The following is a 17575-nucleotide window of genomic DNA, read 5'->3' as shown; positions in this document are numbered from 1 at the left end:
TCAGTTGATGAACAGGTCAACTGACACTCCGCTATCGGGAGCAAGCCCCCTCCCACATTTGTTTTGCAGGGTGCTTTAGTGCAGGTTCAGGCTGAACCCCACCCGTGTCAGCCACTCCGCTTCCTGGGCAAAGTCCGCCTGGGTCAGCTGGTTTTCATCCAGCCAGCCTTTCGGGAATACCACGTCGAGGCTGTCGCCCCGGGCGCGCAGGGTGACCTGAGGCATTTCCTGAGTGCCACGGATGTGGTGGAACAGGATCGCAAAGCGCAGCAGCACGCACAGGCGAATCAGCTTGATGCCTTCATCGCCGAATTCGGCAAACTTGTCCTTTGGAATGTTACGTCGATGGCCGCGCACCAGCAGCGCGAGCATCTGTTGGTCTTCGCGGGAGAAACCGGCGAGGTCCGAGTGCTCGATCAGGTAGGCGCCATGTTTGTGGTAATGGTAGTGGGCGATGTCCAGGCCCACTTCATGCACTTTGGCTGCCCAGCCGAGCAGTTCGCGCCAGACGCCGTCTTCCAGGTCCCAGTCCTCGGCCACCTGGTCGAAGGCGTGCAGGGCTTTGCGCTCCACCCGGGCCGCCTGTTCCAGATCGACGTGATAACGCTCCATCAATGAGGTAAGGGTGCGCTCACGCACGTCTTCGTGATGATGGCGGCCCAACAGGTCGTAGAGCACACCTTCGCGCAGGGCGCCATCGCAGTGGTCCATGCGTTGCAGTTCGAGCGCGTCGAAAATCGCTTCGAGAATCGCCAGGCCTGCGGGGAAGATGGTGCGGCGATCGGGCTTGATGCCATCGAAGTCGATTTTCTCGGCATCGCCCAGTTTGAAGAGCTTGCGCTTGAGCCACGCCAGGCCTTCGGCGTTGACCTCACCGGTGCCATGGCCGCCGGCTTTCAGGGCCAGGCCGATGGCGCGGATGGTACCGGACGAACCGATGGCCTCATCCCAGGTCAGGCGGTGCAGGGCGTGCTCAATGCTCATGATCTCCAGTCGCGCGGCCGTGTAGGCCTGGGCATAGCGTGCCGGGGTGATCTTGCCGTCCTTGAAATAGCGCTGGGTAAAGCTGACGCAGCCCATTTGCAGGCTCTCGCGCAGCAACGGCTCGAAACGCTGGCCGATAATGAACTCGGTACTGCCGCCGCCGATGTCCGCCACCAGGCGCTTGCCGGGAGTGTCAGCCAGGGTATGGGAGACGCCGAGGTAGATCAGGCGCGCTTCTTCACGGCCGGAGATGACTTCTACCGGGTGGCCGAGGATTTCCTCGGCGCGGCGGATAAATTCACCGCGGTTGCGCGCTTCACGCAGGGCGTTGGTACCGACGATTCGCACGGCGCCCAAAGGCATGCCATTGATCAGCTGGGCAAAGCGCTTGAGGCAGTCGAGCCCGCGTTGCATGGATTCTTCATTGAGCTGGCGCTCGTCGTCGATCCCGGCAGCCAGTTGTACTTTTTCGCCGAGCCGTTCGAGGATGCGGATTTCGCCGTTCTGGGCCTTGGCCACGACCATGTGAAAGCTGTTGGAGCCCAGGTCGATGGCGGCGATCAGGGACAGATTCTTGGCTTGGGATTGCGGCATGGTTTGGGGGTCTCGGTCGATAACCTCACCATCGTGCCACGATCGACCGCTGGCGCCAACGCGTTGTGCTTCAGTAATTTTCCTGAGGCTGTCTGTGGGGAATTCCTTTAGGAAATGTAGGGCGGTTTTATAAGTGTGCGCTGAATAAGACCCTTGATGTTGTAGCGTGTTTTAATCAGGTGCTGCGCACGTGCCATTTATGACTTTCCCTACAGTCAGTGATTTGATGTCGCCTTCATTCTTTTGTTCAGGACTACATTGTCGGTGGCTTAAAGTGATGCTTTATTTTTATCATTCCCACAATTATTGATGTGTTGTCTGATTCTTTAACGAAGTGTCAAAGCGACACACTGTTATCCGGCAATTCTGCCTGGGTGGCATTTATTTATCGTTGTACATGTCCCGGAAGATAAGTCGTTGGGCGATGGAGTCGCCAAGACACAAATAAAGAACACCTGATAACTTCTTTTAGTGACAGGATGAACATGAAAAAAATTGTTGGATTGACTCTTGGTATTGCGTGCCTGGCTGCGGCCTTAACTGTACAGGCGACTACCAATACCAGTGCCCAACTGGTCGTCAGGGGTACGATTACACCGGCAGCCTGCAACCTCAGCCTGGCCGGCAGCGGTATCATCGACTATGGCACGATTCGTTCGGGCGAATTGTCCCAGACGGCGTTCAATCCGCGCGAAGAGAAGACCACTTCCCTGATCGTCAATTGTGGCGCGACCCCTGCCCGGTTCGGCATCACCTTTACCGATCTGCAAGCGGGCAACAAAGTGACGGGTATCCTGGGTGCAGGCTTTACTGAAGCGCAGAACTTTGGTTTGGGGGCTGTAGGAACCCGTCGCACCGGTGGCTATTCGGTCACCCTCAGGGACCTGCGTTCGTCCGGCGTGGTGCTGCATCCGATCATGCGTATCGGTGCTGGCGCCTGGAATAACAGCGATGGCAAAGTTGCTCAATCGCCCACCCAATACTCGTGGCGCAATGGCGCAGCCTTTACACCCGCCGCGGTTAACCAATTGACGGGCACGCTCGCAGTGAAGGCTGTCATCAACCGAGCTCGGGACCTGGACCTGAGTCGAGATGTCTCTATTGATGGGCGCGCCACGCTTGTATTGAGTTACATCTAAGTAACGGAAAACAGCCAGCCAAGAAACTCATTATTTCTGGTTGGCTGTTTTTCTGTGGGCGCTTGACGGTCAATGGTCAACTTTATTAGTGGCGGGGAATATAGAGTGCGTGGTTTTTTAATAATAAGCAGTGCGTTATTGCGGGGTGCAAGCATTTGCCTTTTGTTTGCCACTGTTGCTGTGGCGGACGGTATGTATCCGGAAACAACGGTGGTGGTGCTTTATGAGGAAGACGGCGAAGCCACAATAAATATCAAGAATACCGATGCCGGGCCAGCGCTGCTTCATTCAGTCGTGGAAAACGTGCCGGAGGACCTGGAGCCGCTATTGATTGTGACGCCGCCCATCGCTCGTGTGGAGGCGGGCGAAACGCAACTGGTGCGGTTCATCGCCACCTTGAAGGAGCCGCTTAAGACCCAACGACTCAAGCGAGTGTCCTTCGAAGGTATTCCCCAGGCGCGCGCGGTGGATGGTGCGACCATCGGTATCACCCTTCGACAGAATTTGCCGCTGATCCTGCACCCACAAGGCTTGCCTCGGCACCATACGCCTTGGGAGTTGCTGAAGTGGAAGCGGGCGGGCGAGCGCCTCACTGTCCATAACGACAGTGCCTATGTCGTGCGCCTGGCGCCGGATGTGAAAGTGTTTCCAAAAGGCTTTCTGGCTACATTGCCACGCACCTACCTACTGCCGGGTGAAGTGCTGACGGCAGAGCTCGACAGCCCCTTGGGCAATGCGGCTGAGGTCGAGATACAGCCGGCTACGGTTTATGGGTTTACGGTAGACAACTACCGGGCTCCGATCGTAACCGATGGGGCTTGACTGACTCATGTCGAACCCTTCGAGTAATAGCATCGCGGCGTCTTTTTGGCCCTGCAGACCTACGCTTATCATGGGGTTTGCGACCCTGTGGAGTCTGCCCGGCCTGGTGTCGGCGATGGAGCTCGGGGAGGGTTTCGACCTCGCGTCACTGACAGCCCACGGCATCGACCCGAAGGTCTCCGACTACTTTCGCAACGCGGCGCGCTTTCGCGAAGGCGTCCAGGTGGTGGGGTTGCGGGTCAATGGGAACCCGCTTGGGCTGGTGGATGCACGGTTCGATCACGAGGGCCGCTTATGCTTCACCCGCGGGTTGCTGGAGAAAGCAGGATTAGTGACGCCCGGCGCGATCATTGAGGAAGGTGCTACGCCCGACCAGTCTTGCCATGACTTCTTCGGGGCATTCCCCACGACCATGGTCAAGTTGCGTCCCGGCACGGACGAGGTGACGCTGGTGGTGCCCACCCAATCGTTGCGTGATCCCCAGTGGGACGCCGGGCATTTTTCCAAAGGCGGGACCGCGGCGTTGTTCAACTATGACGTGCTGGGTTTCGACAGCCGTTCGCGCAGCGGGCCCAGCCGGTTCGTTTCGGCCTATACCGAGGCAGGCTTTAACCTTGAGGATTGGATTGTTCGCAGCCGTCAATTCTATGTGTCCGATAATGGCAAGGCCCGTACCGAGCATCTATATGCCTATGCACAGCGGGACATTGCCGAGTTGCAATCGACTTTCCAGATGGGGCAGATTTCCAGTAATAACCCGCTGTTTGGTGGCGTCCAGTTATCTGGCCTGCAGTTTTTCCCCGATGGTCAATCACGTGTCGCTGCGGGCAGTAACAATGCCGTGGTCGAAGGGCTTGCCCAGAGCCCGTCACGCATAGAAGTTCGCCAGTCCGGCGTGTTGATTCACAGCACGCTGGTGCCTGAAGGTCCCTTCCGGCTGACGGGGTTGCCCTTGCTCAATGGCACCAGTGACCTGGAGGTCAGCGTGATCGACGTACGGGGCGCCAGGCGTAGCTTTGTGGTGCCCGCGGCCTCGTTTGCGGGGACTGTCCCGGCGGCGCCCGGTTACTATTTTTCTGTTGGCAAGCTGCGCAAGAATGCGGATGAAGAGGGGCCGTCACCGGTGGTCGCCATGGGGAGCGGCACTTGGGGTTTGGGGAGCAACTCGTCTGCGGGCTTTGGCTTATTGAGTACGGATGAGTACTGGTCGGCAGGTGGCACCCTGAGCAGTGTGTTTTTCCAGCGAGTTTCTGTGGCGGCGCGTCAAAACCTTTCTCGAGACGGCAAACGTGCAGTATCCGGGTCGCGCAGCAGCGTGTCGGTCACCAGCCCGGTATACGCCACTATCGACGTCAACCTCAGCGCAACCACCCAAACCCAGGGGTATCGTGAGGTACTTGAAGCCGGCCGGTCGTACGGGGTCGATGAATTGGGTTCGCGCTTCAAAAACCAATACACAGCAAGCGTGAGCTGGGCCGAACCCACGCTGGGCGTATTTTCTGCGGGCTATACCCGCAGTTCTCAATTTGACGGGCGAACGACCGAGCATGTGTCGGCCTCCTGGAACAAGTCATTCAGCCACGCCGATGTAACGCTGATTGCGGATTCGCAGGTGGGCGGTACTCGAATGGGCCGTGACGCCACGCTTGCCGGCAGGCGACATGAGAGCGCTCTGGAGAATGACCTGTCCTTGCGTCTGCAGGTCAGCGTGCCGCTGGGACGGGATCGCCGGGTAAACAGCTATGCCAGCCGTCGCGGGGGCCGGTTCACCGCTGGCACAGCGCTTAGCGAGCGGGTCAACGAGTCTGTGAATTACGAAGTGGGGGTCGAGCGCGATATCAATGCCCGAGAACAATCGATTCGCGGCAATGTGGACCTGTTGCCACGTTATACCCGCGTTGGCCTGGGTGTCAGCCATGATCCCCAGGGCACCAGCTATACGGGGCAGTTGCAGGGCGGCGTGGTGGCTCACGAGGGTGGGCTGACGTTTTCACCGTATACCGTGCAGGACACGTTCGGCATCGTCTCGGTAGGGGGTATCGGCGCTGCAAAAGTCCAGACGCCCCAAGGCCCTGTCTGGACTGACTACCGCGGGCAAGCGGTGATCTCAGGCTTGCCGGCCTACACCAACAGCCGAGTCGAGGTGCAAACCCAGTCCTTGCCCAAGCGCGTCGACCTGAAAAACGGCACCCAGATGCTCACAGCAGGCCGTGGGTCCTTCAATGCCGTGAATTTCGATGTGGTGAAAGTGCGCCGCGTGTTGCTTACCGCGAATGACCAGCACGGCCGGCCATTACCTCAAGGCGCCTCGGTATTCGGCAAGGGTGATCGCTTCCTGACCAACGTGGTGGGTGAGGGCATGATTTTTCTCAACGACGTCGAGGAGGCGCAAAGCCTGCGGGTTTCATTGCCGGACTCTTCCACCTGCCTGTTGCGGATTGATCTTGAGACCCAGCCAGACAATGACAAATTTTATGAAACCATTTCGGCGGTGTGCCATGGCCGTTAAGTTTGAAACATGGCCGTTGGTGTTGCTCTGCACGGTATTGGCGGCGCCTGAGGTCCTGGCCGAAAACTGTCGGCTCTCGGTGAGCCAGCCGCGCATTGACTATGGCGCCATCCGCAGGGAGGCGCTCGTTGCAAAAACCTCCATGGTGCTGGGTACGCGCTCGTTGCGCGTGAACGTCATTTGCACTGAGCCTGCGGCCATGGCGTTGCGTTTTATCGGTGTTGCAGCAGACCGGCAGGGGTTTGTGTTTGGTCGGCAGGGGCGTTTTCGCTTGAGCCTCAAACACGCCCAGGTGGATGGGCGTGCTGTCGAATGGTGGGCGGCTACGCACTTGCCCGGCGAGCCTGCCAGCGGGCAGTTGCTGCCCGGCCAGACCTTGGTGGCGCGGGCGGCAGGGGTGCCGGTAGCAGGCCGCCGACTGACAGCCCAGGTTGATATCGACACCGAACTGCCCGCTGAGGCCTTGGAGGTACGTGACGAGACGCACCTTGAGGGGCAAGGCAGTTTCGAATTGATCAGCCCGGTTGTTCCACCGAGCCGATGAAATTGGCGAGCTCGGGTGTCTTGGGGTTGGCGAACAACGTTTTGGGGTCGCCTACTTCATGCACCTTGCCTTGGTGCATAAACACCAGTTTGTCCCCGACTTCCCGGGCAAAACGCATTTCGTGGGTCACCATGATCAAGGTCATGCCGTCCTTGGCCAGTTGGCGCACGACGCTGAGCACTTCATTGACCAGTTCCGGGTCCAGGGCGGAGGTGATTTCGTCGCACAGCAGCACTTTGGGCGACATGGCCAATGCGCGCGCAATGGCGACCCGTTGCTGCTGACCGCCGGACAGGCGATCAGGGAAGGCGTCGAACTTCTCCCCCAGCCCGACCCGCTCCAGCATCTGCCTGGCAAGCTGTGCGGCTTTGGCCTTGGGCACTTTCTGCACCACTTGCGGTGCGAGCATGACGTTTTCGCCCACGGTCAGGTGCGGGAACAGGTTGAACTGCTGGAACACCATGCCGACTTTCTGCCGCAGGCTGCGCAGGTCGGCACGGGCGGCGTCGAGGTATTCGCCATCGACTTCGATCACGCCGTCGTTGATGGATTCCAGGCCATTGAGGGTACGCAGCAAGGTGGATTTACCCGAGCCGCTGCGGCCGATGATCGCCACCACCTGGCCTTCTTCAACGGTCAGGTCGATGCCCTTGAGTACATGGTGATCGCCGTAATACTTATGCAGGGCGGAAATTCTAAGCAGAGGCATGCAGTCTCCTTTTCAGGTAGCGCGCACTGAGGGACAAGGGGTAGCAGAGCAGGAAGTAACCGAGGGCCACCAAGCCATAGACCATAAAGGGCTCGAAGGTGGCATTGGCGAGCATGCCGCCGGTTTTGGTCAGTTCGGTAAAACCGATGATCGAGGTCACGGCGGTGCCTTTGACCACTTGCACCGAGAAGCCAACCGTCGGCGCTACGGCAATCCGCAGCGCTTGGGGCAGGATTACGTAACGCAGTTGTTCAAGCGGGTTAAGGGCCAGGCTGGCCGACGCTTCCCACTGCCCGTGGGCGATGGACTCGACGCAGCCGCGCCAGATCTCGGCCAGGTAGGCACTGGTAAACAAAGTCAGGGCAATTGCCGCTGCCAGCCAGGGCGAGATATCCACCCCCAGCAGGGCAATGCCGAAAAACACCAGAAATAACTGCATCAGCAGCGGCGTGCCCTGAAACAGTTCGATATAGGTGCGCGCGACATTGCGCGGGAAGGCTTTGCGGCTGATGCGCATCGTCATCACCAGCAAACCGATCAGGCCGCCGCCGACAAACGCCACCAGCGACAGCAACAGGGTCCATTGCAGGCCAACAGCCAGGTTGCGCACGATGTCCCAGAACGAAAAATCACTCATCGGCTGTTCCTCATCACAAACCGTCGGCCAATCCAGTTGAGCAACTGGCGAATCATCAGCGCCATACACAGGTACACCAGGGTGGTCAGGGCGTAGGTTTCAAAGGCGCGGAAGTTGCGCGACTGAATGAAGTTGGCGGCAAAGCTCAGCTCCTCGGTGGCGATTTGCGAACACACCGCCGAACCCAGCATCACGATGATGATTTGGCTGCTCAGGGCCGGCCACACCTTGCCCAGAGCGGGCAGCAGCACCACATGACGGAACGCTTCAAAACGCGTCATCGCTAATGCTGCTGCCGCTTCCAGCTGGCCACGAGGGATGGCCTGGATGCCGGCGCGGATGATCTCGGTGGAGTAAGCCCCCAGGTTGATTACCATCGCCAGCACGGCGGCTTGCCACTCGGTGATTTTCAGCCCCAGTGACGGCAAACCGAAGAAGATGAAAAACAACTGCACCAGAAACGGCGTGTTGCGGATCAACTCGACATACACGCCGAAGAACCAGGCAAAGGGCTGGATCTTCCACGCCCGCACCACGGCACCGACGGTGCCCAGGGCAACCCCCAGAATCGCGCCGATGGCCGTCAGTTCAAGCGTGAACAAGGCGCCGCGCAACAGCAGGTCGGTATTGGCCAGTACGGGCATAAAGTCGAATTGATAGGCCATGAATCAGCTCCGTCGCGTCAAAGATCGGCGGGCAGCGGCTCTTTGAGCCACTGCATCGCGTTCTTTTCCAGGCTGCCGTCGGCCTTGGCCGCCACCAGGATCTGGTTAACCTTCTCCAGCAGTGCCGGTTCGTTCTTGTTCACGCCCACGTACACCGGCGAGTCCTTGAGTTTCACTTTCAGTGCCGGTACGCGTTTGGGGTTGCGCTCGCTGATCGCCACCATCACCACGTTGCCGCTGGCAATCAGGTCGACCTGGCCGGCCAGGTAGGCGGCGATGGTCGAATTGTTGTCTTCGAAACGCTTGATGGTCGCTTCCTTGGGCGCAACGGCGGTCAGCTCGATGTCTTCGATGGCGCCGCGCGTCACGCTGATGGTTTTGCCTTTGAGGTCGTCGGTGGTGCTGATGGCCGCGTCAGGCGGACCGAACACAGCCAGGTAGAACGGCGCGTACGCCTTGGAGAAATCGATGACCTTTTCCCGCTCGGGGTTCTTGCCCAGGCTGGAAATCACCAGGTCGACCTTGCCGGTGGTGAGGAACGGGATGCGGTTGGTGCTGTTGACCGGGGTCAACTCCAGCTTGACCTTGAGCTGGTCGGCCAGCAGCTTGGCGGTGTCGATGTCCAGGCCGCGGGGTTTCATGTCAGGGCCGACCGAACCGAACGGCGGGAAGTCTTGAGGGACGGCGACCTTCAGGGTGCCACGGGCGACGATATCGTCCAGACCATTGGCCTGGGCGGGTGCCTGGCTCAGCATCAGGCTGGCAAACAGGGCAGTGAGCAGGGCGCTGTAGCGCTTGGTCATGGCAACTCTCCGAAAAGGGCGAAGGGATTTTCTGACTTTGCTCAGTGCACAGCCCATGCCATCACCCCTCGGATCGCCTGCAACGCCGGAATTTGTTGAGGTTCGGTGGTCTTACTGGTCTGAACAGTGATGACGCTTTTCGCACCTTTTTCGAGCGTCGACAAAACCCCGCGAGCCCCTTTGGGGCGTGGCTTGCCGACAGCCGCGAATAGCTTTACAACTAGCCGCTCAGTTGTCTGGAACCTTGAGTTTTTTATGAATTCCATTGCCCAAGCCGTACCGGAAGCGGCCCTGCAGGCCATCCGCAAACTGATCAAGGAACAGGGCTTCGCAGCGGGCGATGCATTGCCGTCCCAGCGCGACCTGGCGGTGCAATTGGGCGTGAGTCGGGCGTCGTTGCGCGAGGCGTTGTCGTCTTTGAGTGCCTTGGGTGTGGTCAGTGTGCAGCCGGGCAAAGGCGTCTTTGTGCAGGCGGCGGAAGACCCTCCGGGGTTTGCCTGGCCTTTTGCGGCTCAGGCCTCGCCGCTGGATATCTTCCAGTTGCGCTATGCCCTGGAGGGATTTGCAGCGGGGTTGGCCGCGGTGACGCTGACCCTCGATGAGTTGGACGGCCTGCAGGACAATGTCGAGGCAATGCGCAAGGTACTCAAGGCCGGCGACTTTGAAACCGCGGCCCGACTGGACTTCGAATTTCATCAGCGGATCCTGTTGGCCAGCGGTAATCAGGCGATGGTGAGCATTCTGAGTGCCAGCGCGGAGGTGTTCCTGGAGAGTCAGAAACTACCGTTCATCCGACCGGAACGGGCCATGGAGACCTGGCAGGAACACCGCAAGATCCTGCGTGCACTGGCCCGGCGCTCCAGTGCGGTGGCGCAGAAAACCATGCAGGAGCACGTACGCAATGCGGCGTTGCGCACGGGCATAGCGTTCGTGACTCCCGTGACGCCGTGAGTTGGGCTATACCCAAACTCATGCATCACCATAGCAAGAGTCAATCAGAGGCGGCTTCCTGAACGAGAGAAGGGCGGCTATGATGGGCAACGTTTTTTTTGCTTACAATCCGGAGACATCCATGAGCAACGATCTTATCAAGCACGTCACCGACGCGACCTTTGAGGCCGAAGTACTCAAGGCTGCTGGCCCGGTGCTGGTTGACTACTGGGCTGAATGGTGCGGCCCTTGCAAAATGATCGCTCCTGTCCTGGACGACATTGCAACGACCTACGAAGGCAAACTGACCATTGCCAAGCTGAACATCGATGACAACCAGGAAACCCCGGCCAAGCACGGCGTGCGCGGTATTCCAACGCTGATGCTGTTCAAGAACGGCAACGTCGAGGCCACTAAAGTGGGCGCGCTGTCGAAGTCGCAACTGCAAGCTTTCCTCGACGCGAACATCTAAGCGTCGTCAAAAAAGCCCCGCAAATCGCGGGGCTTTTTCGTGAAACAGGGCTAGACGCTCCGAAATTCAGGTGGTACATTCGGCCCCGCACTGGTTTCTCCACTGCCCCCTGCAAGCCGTCGCCGACGCATTCCTTTTCGATTAGTACGCGATCCTGTCGCCTTCTCTGCGGCGCGGCCTCATTAAGCCAAAAGCTTAATTTCCCCCCTCCATAAATGATTACGTCATTCCTATATGAATCTGACTGAACTCAAGCAAAAGCCGATTACCGACCTGCTCCAATTGGCCGAAGAAATGGGCATAGAAAATATGGCCCGTTCGCGCAAGCAGGACGTGATTTTCTCCCTGCTCAAAAAGCACGCGAAAAGCGGCGAGGAAATCTCCGGTGATGGCGTGCTGGAGATTCTCCAGGACGGCTTCGGCTTCCTCCGCTCTGCAGACGCTTCCTATCTCGCCGGCCCAGACGACATCTATGTCTCGCCGAGCCAGATCCGTCGCTTCAACTTGCGCACCGGTGACACCATCGTTGGCAAGATCCGCCCTCCAAAGGAAGGCGAGCGTTATTTCGCCCTGCTCAAGGTCGACACGATCAACTTCGATCGTCCCGAGAACGCGAAAAACAAGATTCTCTTCGAGAACCTGACCCCGCTGTTCCCGACCGTGCGCATGAAGATGGAAGCCGGTAACGGTTCCACCGAAGACTTGACCGGTCGTGTTATCGACCTGTGCGCCCCGATCGGTAAAGGCCAGCGCGGCCTGATCGTCGCCCCGCCGAAAGCCGGTAAGACCATCATGCTGCAGAACATTGCAGCGAACATCGCACGTAACAACCCGGAAGTTCACCTGATCGTGCTGCTGATCGATGAGCGTCCGGAAGAAGTAACCGAAATGCAGCGCACCGTGCGCGGCGAAGTGGTTGCCTCGACGTTCGATGAGCCGCCAACCCGCCACGTGCAGGTTGCCGAAATGGTGATCGAGAAGGCCAAGCGCCTGGTCGAACACAAGAAAGACGTGGTGATCCTGCTCGACTCCATCACCCGTCTGGCCCGTGCCTACAACACCGTGATCCCGAGCTCCGGCAAGGTACTCACCGGTGGTGTCGATGCCCACGCCCTGGAGAAACCGAAGCGTTTCTTCGGCGCCGCGCGGAACATCGAAGAAGGCGGCTCGCTGACCATTATCGCCACCGCGCTGGTTGAAACCGGCTCGAAGATGGACGAAGTGATCTACGAAGAGTTCAAGGGTACCGGCAACATGGAACTGCCTCTGGACCGCCGTATCGCGGAAAAGCGTGTGTTCCCTGCGATCAACATCAACCGTTCCGGCACCCGCCGCGAAGAGTTGCTGACCGCCGACGACGAACTGCAGCGCATGTGGATCTTGCGCAAGCTGCTGCACCCGATGGACGAAGTAGCCGCCATCGAGTTCCTGATCGACAAGCTGAAAACCACCAAGACCAACGACGAGTTCTTCCTGTCGATGAAGCGTAAGTAATACGACGTTTCAGGTCTAAAAAATGGCGCCCTTTGTGGCGCCATTTTTTTGCATCGAAAAAGAGAGATTTGTGCGCTAATAGTGTCAGTTAAGAAACAAAAAGGTGGGTGCGGCTACGCTCACCTCCATCCGAATCAGGCTGATCGACGATTTATGACCGCTCTTGCTTACCGAAGGGACATTGATGGCTTGCGCGCCATCGCTGTCCTGGCTGTTGTGCTGTTCCATTTTGGAGTACCTGGCGTTACTGGCGGTTTTGTCGGCGTTGACGTGTTCTTCGTGATTTCAGGGTTCCTGATCACCTCGATCATCTGGCGCGAGCGTCAGGCCGGGCATTTCAGTTTTGTGGATTTTTGGGCCAGGCGGGCCAGGCGTATCCTGCCGGCGTTGATTGTGATGATGTCCGCATCATTGGCCGTCGGCTGGTTTTTGATGGCGCCCAAAGACTATTCAGAGCTGGGGCGGTCGATACACAACCAGGTGATTTTCATCTCCAATCTGTTCTTCATGCGTCAGGACGGTTACTTCGACACGGCCTCCGACATGAAGCCCATGTTGCACACCTGGTCGCTATCGGTTGAAGAGCAGTTCTACATCGCCTTTCCACTCTTGCTGGCGTTGCTGTCGAGCCGGCTGAAGCAATGGCGCGGCGCCTTGTTTGTGTTGCTGCTGGTGTCATTTGCGGCGAGCTTATGGGCCGTGTCTCGGGAACCGGACAAGGCTTTCTTCCTGCTGCCCATGCGAGCCTGGGAATTGTTGGCGGGTTCGATGCTGGCCGTCATGCCGGCGCGGGCTCGGCGGGCAAGCCCGATGCTGGCGCAAGCCGTCAGCGTGCTCAGCCTCGGCCTGATTATGGCGGCGGTATTTGGTTACGACGACAGCACCGCCTTCCCAGGGGCTGCCGCTTTGTTGCCGGTATTGGGTGTGGTGGGGCTGATTTGGGCCAACGGCCAGCAACCGACGTGGGTAGGGCGGCTGCTGGGCAGTCGTGTGTTGGTGGGCATTGGGCTGATTTCCTATTCCTGGTACCTGTGGCATTGGCCGGTGCTGGTGTTTGGCAAGTACGCCAGTATCTTTGGCCTGTCGCCCTGGGAGCTTGTGGCTCTGTTCGTCGTGAGCCTGGTGCTGGGTTATGCATCCTGGCGGTTTGTCGAAGGGCCGTTCCGTGAGCGGCGCTTGCTGGCAGGTCGCAGGTCGATTCTGGTAGCGGGTTTCCTTGGGCTTGCCAGCCTGGGCCTGGTCGGCAAAAGCCTGGTCTGGTCGGATGGTTTTGCATCGCGGCTGCCGCCCCAGGCGTTGCAATTTGCCAAGGCGCATACCTGGAGCCCCACACTCATGAGTTGCCTGTCGGACGATAAGAAAGACCCGCACCGTGAGCTGTGCCATTTTGGTCCACAGGCGAGCTCGGCTCGGGCAATGGTCTGGGGCGACAGCCATGCCTCGGCCCTGATTCCGGCATTGAATGACGGGGCGAGCAAGTACGACTTCAGCATCACCCAGGCCGGTTATGCCGGCTGCCTGCCTTTTTACAGGAAGGAAAACACGCCAGGTTGCAGTGCGTTCAACGAACGCGTGACCCAGTTGTTGAGCCAGGAACACTTCAGCGATGTGGTGTTGGTCGCCCGCTGGAGCCTCTACGTTTATGGCCAGCACTCCGGCGATACGGGCGCTTCGATTCATGATCCTGAGACGGGCAAGTATGACCGTGCTACCGCTGAGCACTTGTTCTCCGAGGGTTTGAGGGCGTTGGTGCAGCAACTCCGTGCCGGCGGCCATCGGGTCTGGTTGGTCAAGGAGGTGCCGCTGCAGGATTTCAATGTGCCTTATCGACTCAGCCGCTTGGCGATGTTAGGTCGCCCGACCGACCGAGAAGGCTTGCCACTGGCCGAACACGTCCAGCGACAGGCCTATATCAGCAGCGTTTTTGAGCAAATCGCCGCGGCTGACCCGGGAGTCCAGCTCCTGGACCCTGCGCCGGCGCTGTGTGCTGCAAACGGTTGGTGTCGGGTCGAACTGGGTGGCCAGTCGCTGTATACCGATGACAACCACCTTTCAAGCGTGGGCACGCGGTATGTAGAAGGGTTCCTTGAGCCCTTCTTCCGCAGCTTGCGCAATGCATCCGTTGAGTCGGATGTGAGTCGCAATGACGTGCAATAAGCTGCCAGCGCTCGTAAGAGCAGGTAGGATGTACGCCTATTTTACGGGTGGCATGGTTAATGAAATTCAAGGATCTTCGGGATTTCGTGCAGCAACTTGAGCAGCGCGGAGAGTTGAAACGTATCCAGGTGCCGATTTCCCCGGTGCTGGAAATGACTGAGATTTGCGACCGTACCTTGCGTAACAAGGGCCCGGCGCTGCTTTTCGAAAACCCGACCGGCTTTGATATCCCGGTGCTCGGCAACCTGTTCGGCACCCCCGACCGCGTGGCCTTTGGCATGGGGGCCGAGTCTGTCAGCGAACTGCGCGAGATCGGTAAGCTGCTGGCCTTCCTCAAGGAGCCCGAGCCACCCAAGGGCTTGAAGGATGCCTGGTCGAAGCTGCCGATCTTCCGCAAGATCATTGCCATGGCGCCCAAAGTCGTCAAGGACGCGGTGTGCCAGGAAGTGGTCATCGAGGGTGATGATGTTGACCTCGCCATGCTGCCGGTGCAGACCTGTTGGCCCGGCGATGTCGGCCCGCTGATTACCTGGGGCCTGACTGTCACCAAAGGCCCGAATAAAGATCGTCAGAACCTGGGCATCTACCGTCAGCAAGTGATCGGCCGCAACAAAGTGATCATGCGTTGGCTAAGCCACCGTGGCGGCGCCCTGGACTTCCGTGAGTGGTGCGAAAAACATCCCGGCAAGCCGTTCCCGGTCTCCGTGGCCCTGGGCGCCGACCCGGCGACCATCCTCGGCGCAGTGACCCCGGTGCCCGATAGCCTGTCCGAATACGCCTTTGCCGGCCTGCTGCGTGGCAATCGCACTGAGCTGGTGAAGTGCCGTGGGAATGATCTGCAAGTGCCGGCCACCGCTGAAATCATCCTGGAAGGGGTGATTCATCCGGGCGAAATGGCCGATGAAGGCCCTTATGGCGACCACACCGGCTATTACAACGAAGTCGACAGCTTCCCGGTGTTCACCGTCGAGCGCATCACCCACCGGATCAAGCCGATCTACCACAGCACCTACACCGGCCGGCCGCCGGATGAGCCGGCTATTCTCGGTGTGGCGCTGAACGAAGTGTTCGTACCGATCCTGCAAAAGCAGTTTCCTGAGATCACCGACTTCTACCTGCCGCCCGAAGGCTGCTCGTACCGCATGGCCATCGTCACCATGAAGAAGTCGTACCCAGGCCATGCCAAGCGGGTAATGCTCGGTGTGTGGTCGTTTTTACGACAGTTCATGTACACCAAGTTCGTTATTGTCACCGACGACGACATCAATGCCCGGGACTGGAACGACGTGATCTGGGCCATTACCACGCGCATGGACCCCAAGCGCGACACGGTAATGATCGATAACACGCCGATCGACTACCTGGACTTTGCTTCGCCGGTATCGGGCCTGGGCTCGAAGATGGGCCTGGATGCCACGCACAAATGGCCGGGTGAAACCACCCGCGAGTGGGGCCGGGTGATCGTCAAGGATGAAGCCGTGACCGCGCGCGTCGATGCGATCTGGAAAGAATTGGGAATAGATTGATGCGTGTAACCCTGCAACCTTCCGGCGCGGTACTGGACCTGGTCCCTGGCGAACGAATCCTCGAAGGCGCACGCCGCCTGGGCTACGAGTGCCCGCAGGCCTGCCGCAACGGCGTGTGCCATGTGTGTGCCGCGCTGCTGGTGGAAGGGCGGGTGCAGCAAGCCGGTGAAGTGCGCGATCACGGTGAGTTCTACACCTGCATCGCCGAACCGCTGGAAGATTGCGTTGTGCTGTGGGATGGCGTGTTGGCGCCGGGAGAGTTGCCGTTGCGCAAGTTGTCGTGCCAATTGAGTGAGTGTGTGGAAGTCGGTGGCGATGTGTGGCGCGTGCGCCTGCGCGCGCCGGCCGGTAAGGCGGTGCGTTACCACGCCGGGCAATACCTGATGATCGAACGGGACAACGGCGAGAAGTCGGCGTTTTCGCTGGCCTCGGCGCCCCACGCCGGGCGCGAGTTGGAGTTGCATGTGCTGGCCCGCGAGGACAGCGCTCGCAACCTGCTCGAGCAGTTGCAACGCGACCGGATGGCGCGCATTGAACTGCCGTTTGGCGATACCCATCTGGCCGAATTGCCGGACGGTCCGCTGGTGCTGATCGCTGCGGGTACGGGCATGGCGCAGATGCACAGCCTGATCGAGCATTGCCGCGCCTCGGGCTTCAAGCACCCGGTGCACCTGTATTGGGGCGTGCGACGTCCGGAAGACTTCTACGAGATCGAACACTGGGCGCAATGGCAGCAACTGCCGAACCTGTTCCTGCACAAAGTGGTCAGCGACCTGTGCGGTTGGGAAGGGCGCTGCGGGCTGCTGCATGAAGCCGTCTGTGAAGACATCAGCGACCTCAAGTCTGTGCATGTCTACGCCAGTGGTTCGCCGGCGATGATCTACGGCACCCTGGATGCATTGGTCGAGGCCGGCATGGATGCGCACCAGATGCGTGCCGATGTGTTTGCCTACGCGCCGCGCCCTTGAAGCCTTGAGCTGAACTATTGTGGGAGCTGGCAAGCCAGCTCCCACATAGGTATGCAGCGTTCTTAGAAACGAACGCCTGCCGTCAGCATCGCGGCATTGAAGCCCAGTAACACCAGTTCGCTGGTCACCGGGCCGAAGTGAACCCCCACAGACGGAATGATCGCCGGTGCCACGCCGTAACGGTTGAGCGGGATTTTGTCCCGATACTTGCCGCTGTAGCCCTGAAGCGCGCCTGCGGTCACCTTCACGTAAAACGGCGAATCGACAATATCGTAGCGCTTGCCTGCGTACACGTAGTACGAACGCTGGCTGAACGAGTTGCGAAACGTCGCCCCGCCATACACCAACCCCGACGCCTCGTTGCGCTCCAGGTTGATCAAATCCTGATGGTTATTGTGCTGTGGGTCCGGTGAAAAGTGCCGGGTGTAGACGCTTGTCTGGGCGTACCAGAAGCCTTTGTCGTTTTCGGTGACAGCCTCAGAGGCCAGGGCGCTGGCGGCTTGTGCCAACAGCAGCAGGCCGCAATAAAAGTATTTCATGGTTCGACCTCGATAGTCGTTCGGATGGGCGGCTAATGTGGGGTCGCTAAACGTTGGCAGTTTGGCGGTTAACGTCCTGCATG

16 protein-coding genes are annotated in these 17575 nt (G+C 59.2%); 10 read left to right on the top strand and 6 right to left on the bottom strand.

Features of this window, described 5'->3' with window-relative positions; all coding sequences use genetic code 11:
- Positions 1–75: 75 nt before the first annotated feature.
- The gene (gene ppx, locus ACI77D_RS08245; protein ID WP_064454665.1) at positions 76–1578 is read right to left on the bottom strand and encodes an exopolyphosphatase; all 1503 of its coding nucleotides are present in this window, start codon (positions 1576–1578) and stop codon (positions 76–78) included.
- Positions 1579–2063: 485 nt separating this feature from the next.
- Here ppx and ACI77D_RS08240 point away from each other — a divergent pair, with 485 nt between their 5' ends.
- The 4 genes from ACI77D_RS08240 (at position 2064) to ACI77D_RS08225 (ending at position 6592) form a co-directional block, all read left to right on the top strand.
- On the top strand, positions 2064–2717 hold the full coding sequence (locus ACI77D_RS08240; RefSeq protein WP_064454664.1) for a DUF1120 domain-containing protein: 654 nt from the start codon (positions 2064–2066) through the stop codon (positions 2715–2717).
- Positions 2718–2789: 72 nt separating this feature from the next.
- Entirely contained in the window at positions 2790–3539 is a 750-nt protein-coding gene (locus ACI77D_RS08235; protein ID WP_082895964.1) for a fimbria/pilus chaperone family protein, read from the top strand.
- A 70-nt stretch (positions 3540–3609) separates the two neighbouring features.
- Positions 3610–6048: a fimbria/pilus outer membrane usher protein gene (locus ACI77D_RS08230; protein ID WP_407016370.1), complete on the top strand. Its 2439-nt coding sequence runs from the start codon at positions 3610–3612 to the stop codon at positions 6046–6048.
- Complete coding sequence (locus ACI77D_RS08225) at positions 6038–6592, top strand: hypothetical protein (protein ID WP_221295878.1); 555 nt, start codon at positions 6038–6040, stop codon at positions 6590–6592. Before ACI77D_RS08230 ends, ACI77D_RS08225 begins: the two co-directional genes overlap by 11 nt.
- On the opposite strand, the gene ACI77D_RS08220 is transcribed toward ACI77D_RS08225, so the two are convergent.
- The 4 genes from ACI77D_RS08220 to ACI77D_RS08205 are packed head-to-tail and all read right to left on the bottom strand — an operon-like array spanning position 6564 to position 9406.
- Entirely contained in the window at positions 6564–7301 is a 738-nt protein-coding gene (locus tag ACI77D_RS08220; RefSeq protein WP_064454660.1) for an amino acid ABC transporter ATP-binding protein, read from the bottom strand. The two genes, ACI77D_RS08225 and ACI77D_RS08220, sit on opposite strands and share 29 nt — an antisense overlap.
- Positions 7288–7938 (bottom strand): amino acid ABC transporter permease, encoded by a 651-nt coding sequence (locus ACI77D_RS08215; RefSeq protein WP_407016369.1) that lies wholly within the window; start codon positions 7936–7938, stop codon positions 7288–7290. The genes ACI77D_RS08220 and ACI77D_RS08215 overlap by 14 nt, the downstream gene beginning before the upstream one ends.
- Positions 7935–8603, bottom strand: coding sequence for an amino acid ABC transporter permease (locus tag ACI77D_RS08210; protein WP_064454658.1), 669 nt, complete (start codon positions 8601–8603; stop codon positions 7935–7937). The genes ACI77D_RS08215 and ACI77D_RS08210 overlap by 4 nt, the downstream gene beginning before the upstream one ends.
- Positions 8604–8620: 17 nt before the next feature.
- Positions 8621–9406 carry a transporter substrate-binding domain-containing protein gene (locus ACI77D_RS08205; protein ID WP_064454657.1) on the bottom strand — a complete coding sequence of 262 codons (786 nt, stop codon included), beginning with the start codon at positions 9404–9406 and terminating at the stop codon, positions 8621–8623.
- Between the two features lie 255 nt (positions 9407–9661).
- Here ACI77D_RS08205 and ACI77D_RS08200 point away from each other — a divergent pair, with 255 nt between their 5' ends.
- The 6 genes from ACI77D_RS08200 (at position 9662) to ACI77D_RS08175 (ending at position 16953) form a co-directional block, all read left to right on the top strand.
- Positions 9662–10357 carry a FadR/GntR family transcriptional regulator gene (locus ACI77D_RS08200; RefSeq protein ID WP_064454656.1) on the top strand — a complete coding sequence of 232 codons (696 nt, stop codon included), beginning with the start codon at positions 9662–9664 and terminating at the stop codon, positions 10355–10357.
- Positions 10358–10478: 121 nt separating this feature from the next.
- On the top strand, positions 10479–10808 hold the full coding sequence (trxA, locus tag ACI77D_RS08195) for a thioredoxin TrxA (protein WP_015886460.1): 330 nt from the start codon (positions 10479–10481) through the stop codon (positions 10806–10808).
- Between the two features lie 234 nt (positions 10809–11042).
- Positions 11043–12302 carry a transcription termination factor Rho gene (gene rho / locus ACI77D_RS08190; protein WP_003176825.1) on the top strand — a complete coding sequence of 420 codons (1260 nt, stop codon included), beginning with the start codon at positions 11043–11045 and terminating at the stop codon, positions 12300–12302.
- Positions 12303–12455: 153 nt separating this feature from the next.
- The gene (locus tag ACI77D_RS08185) at positions 12456–14459 is read left to right on the top strand and encodes an acyltransferase family protein (RefSeq protein ID WP_407016368.1); all 2004 of its coding nucleotides are present in this window, start codon (positions 12456–12458) and stop codon (positions 14457–14459) included.
- A 59-nt stretch (positions 14460–14518) separates the two neighbouring features.
- A complete protein-coding gene (gene ubiD, locus ACI77D_RS08180; RefSeq protein WP_053258591.1) occupies positions 14519–15985 on the top strand; it encodes a 4-hydroxy-3-polyprenylbenzoate decarboxylase in 1467 nt (488 codons plus the stop codon).
- Positions 15985–16953, top strand: coding sequence for a CDP-6-deoxy-delta-3,4-glucoseen reductase (locus ACI77D_RS08175; RefSeq protein WP_064454654.1), 969 nt, complete (start codon positions 15985–15987; stop codon positions 16951–16953). The genes ubiD and ACI77D_RS08175 overlap by 1 nt, the downstream gene beginning before the upstream one ends.
- A gap of 62 nt (positions 16954–17015) precedes the next feature.
- Here the strand turns inward: ACI77D_RS08175 and ACI77D_RS08170 are convergent, their stop codons facing one another.
- Positions 17016–17492, bottom strand: coding sequence for a hypothetical protein (locus ACI77D_RS08170; protein ID WP_064454653.1), 477 nt, complete (start codon positions 17490–17492; stop codon positions 17016–17018).
- Positions 17493–17575: the final 83 nt, after the last annotated feature.

The sequence above is a fragment of the Pseudomonas sp. O39 genome, from assembly GCF_045447295.1.
GTDB lineage: Bacteria > Pseudomonadota > Gammaproteobacteria > Pseudomonadales > Pseudomonadaceae > Aquipseudomonas > Aquipseudomonas antarctica_A.
This window is presented reverse-complemented; position numbering and strand designations above follow the sequence as displayed.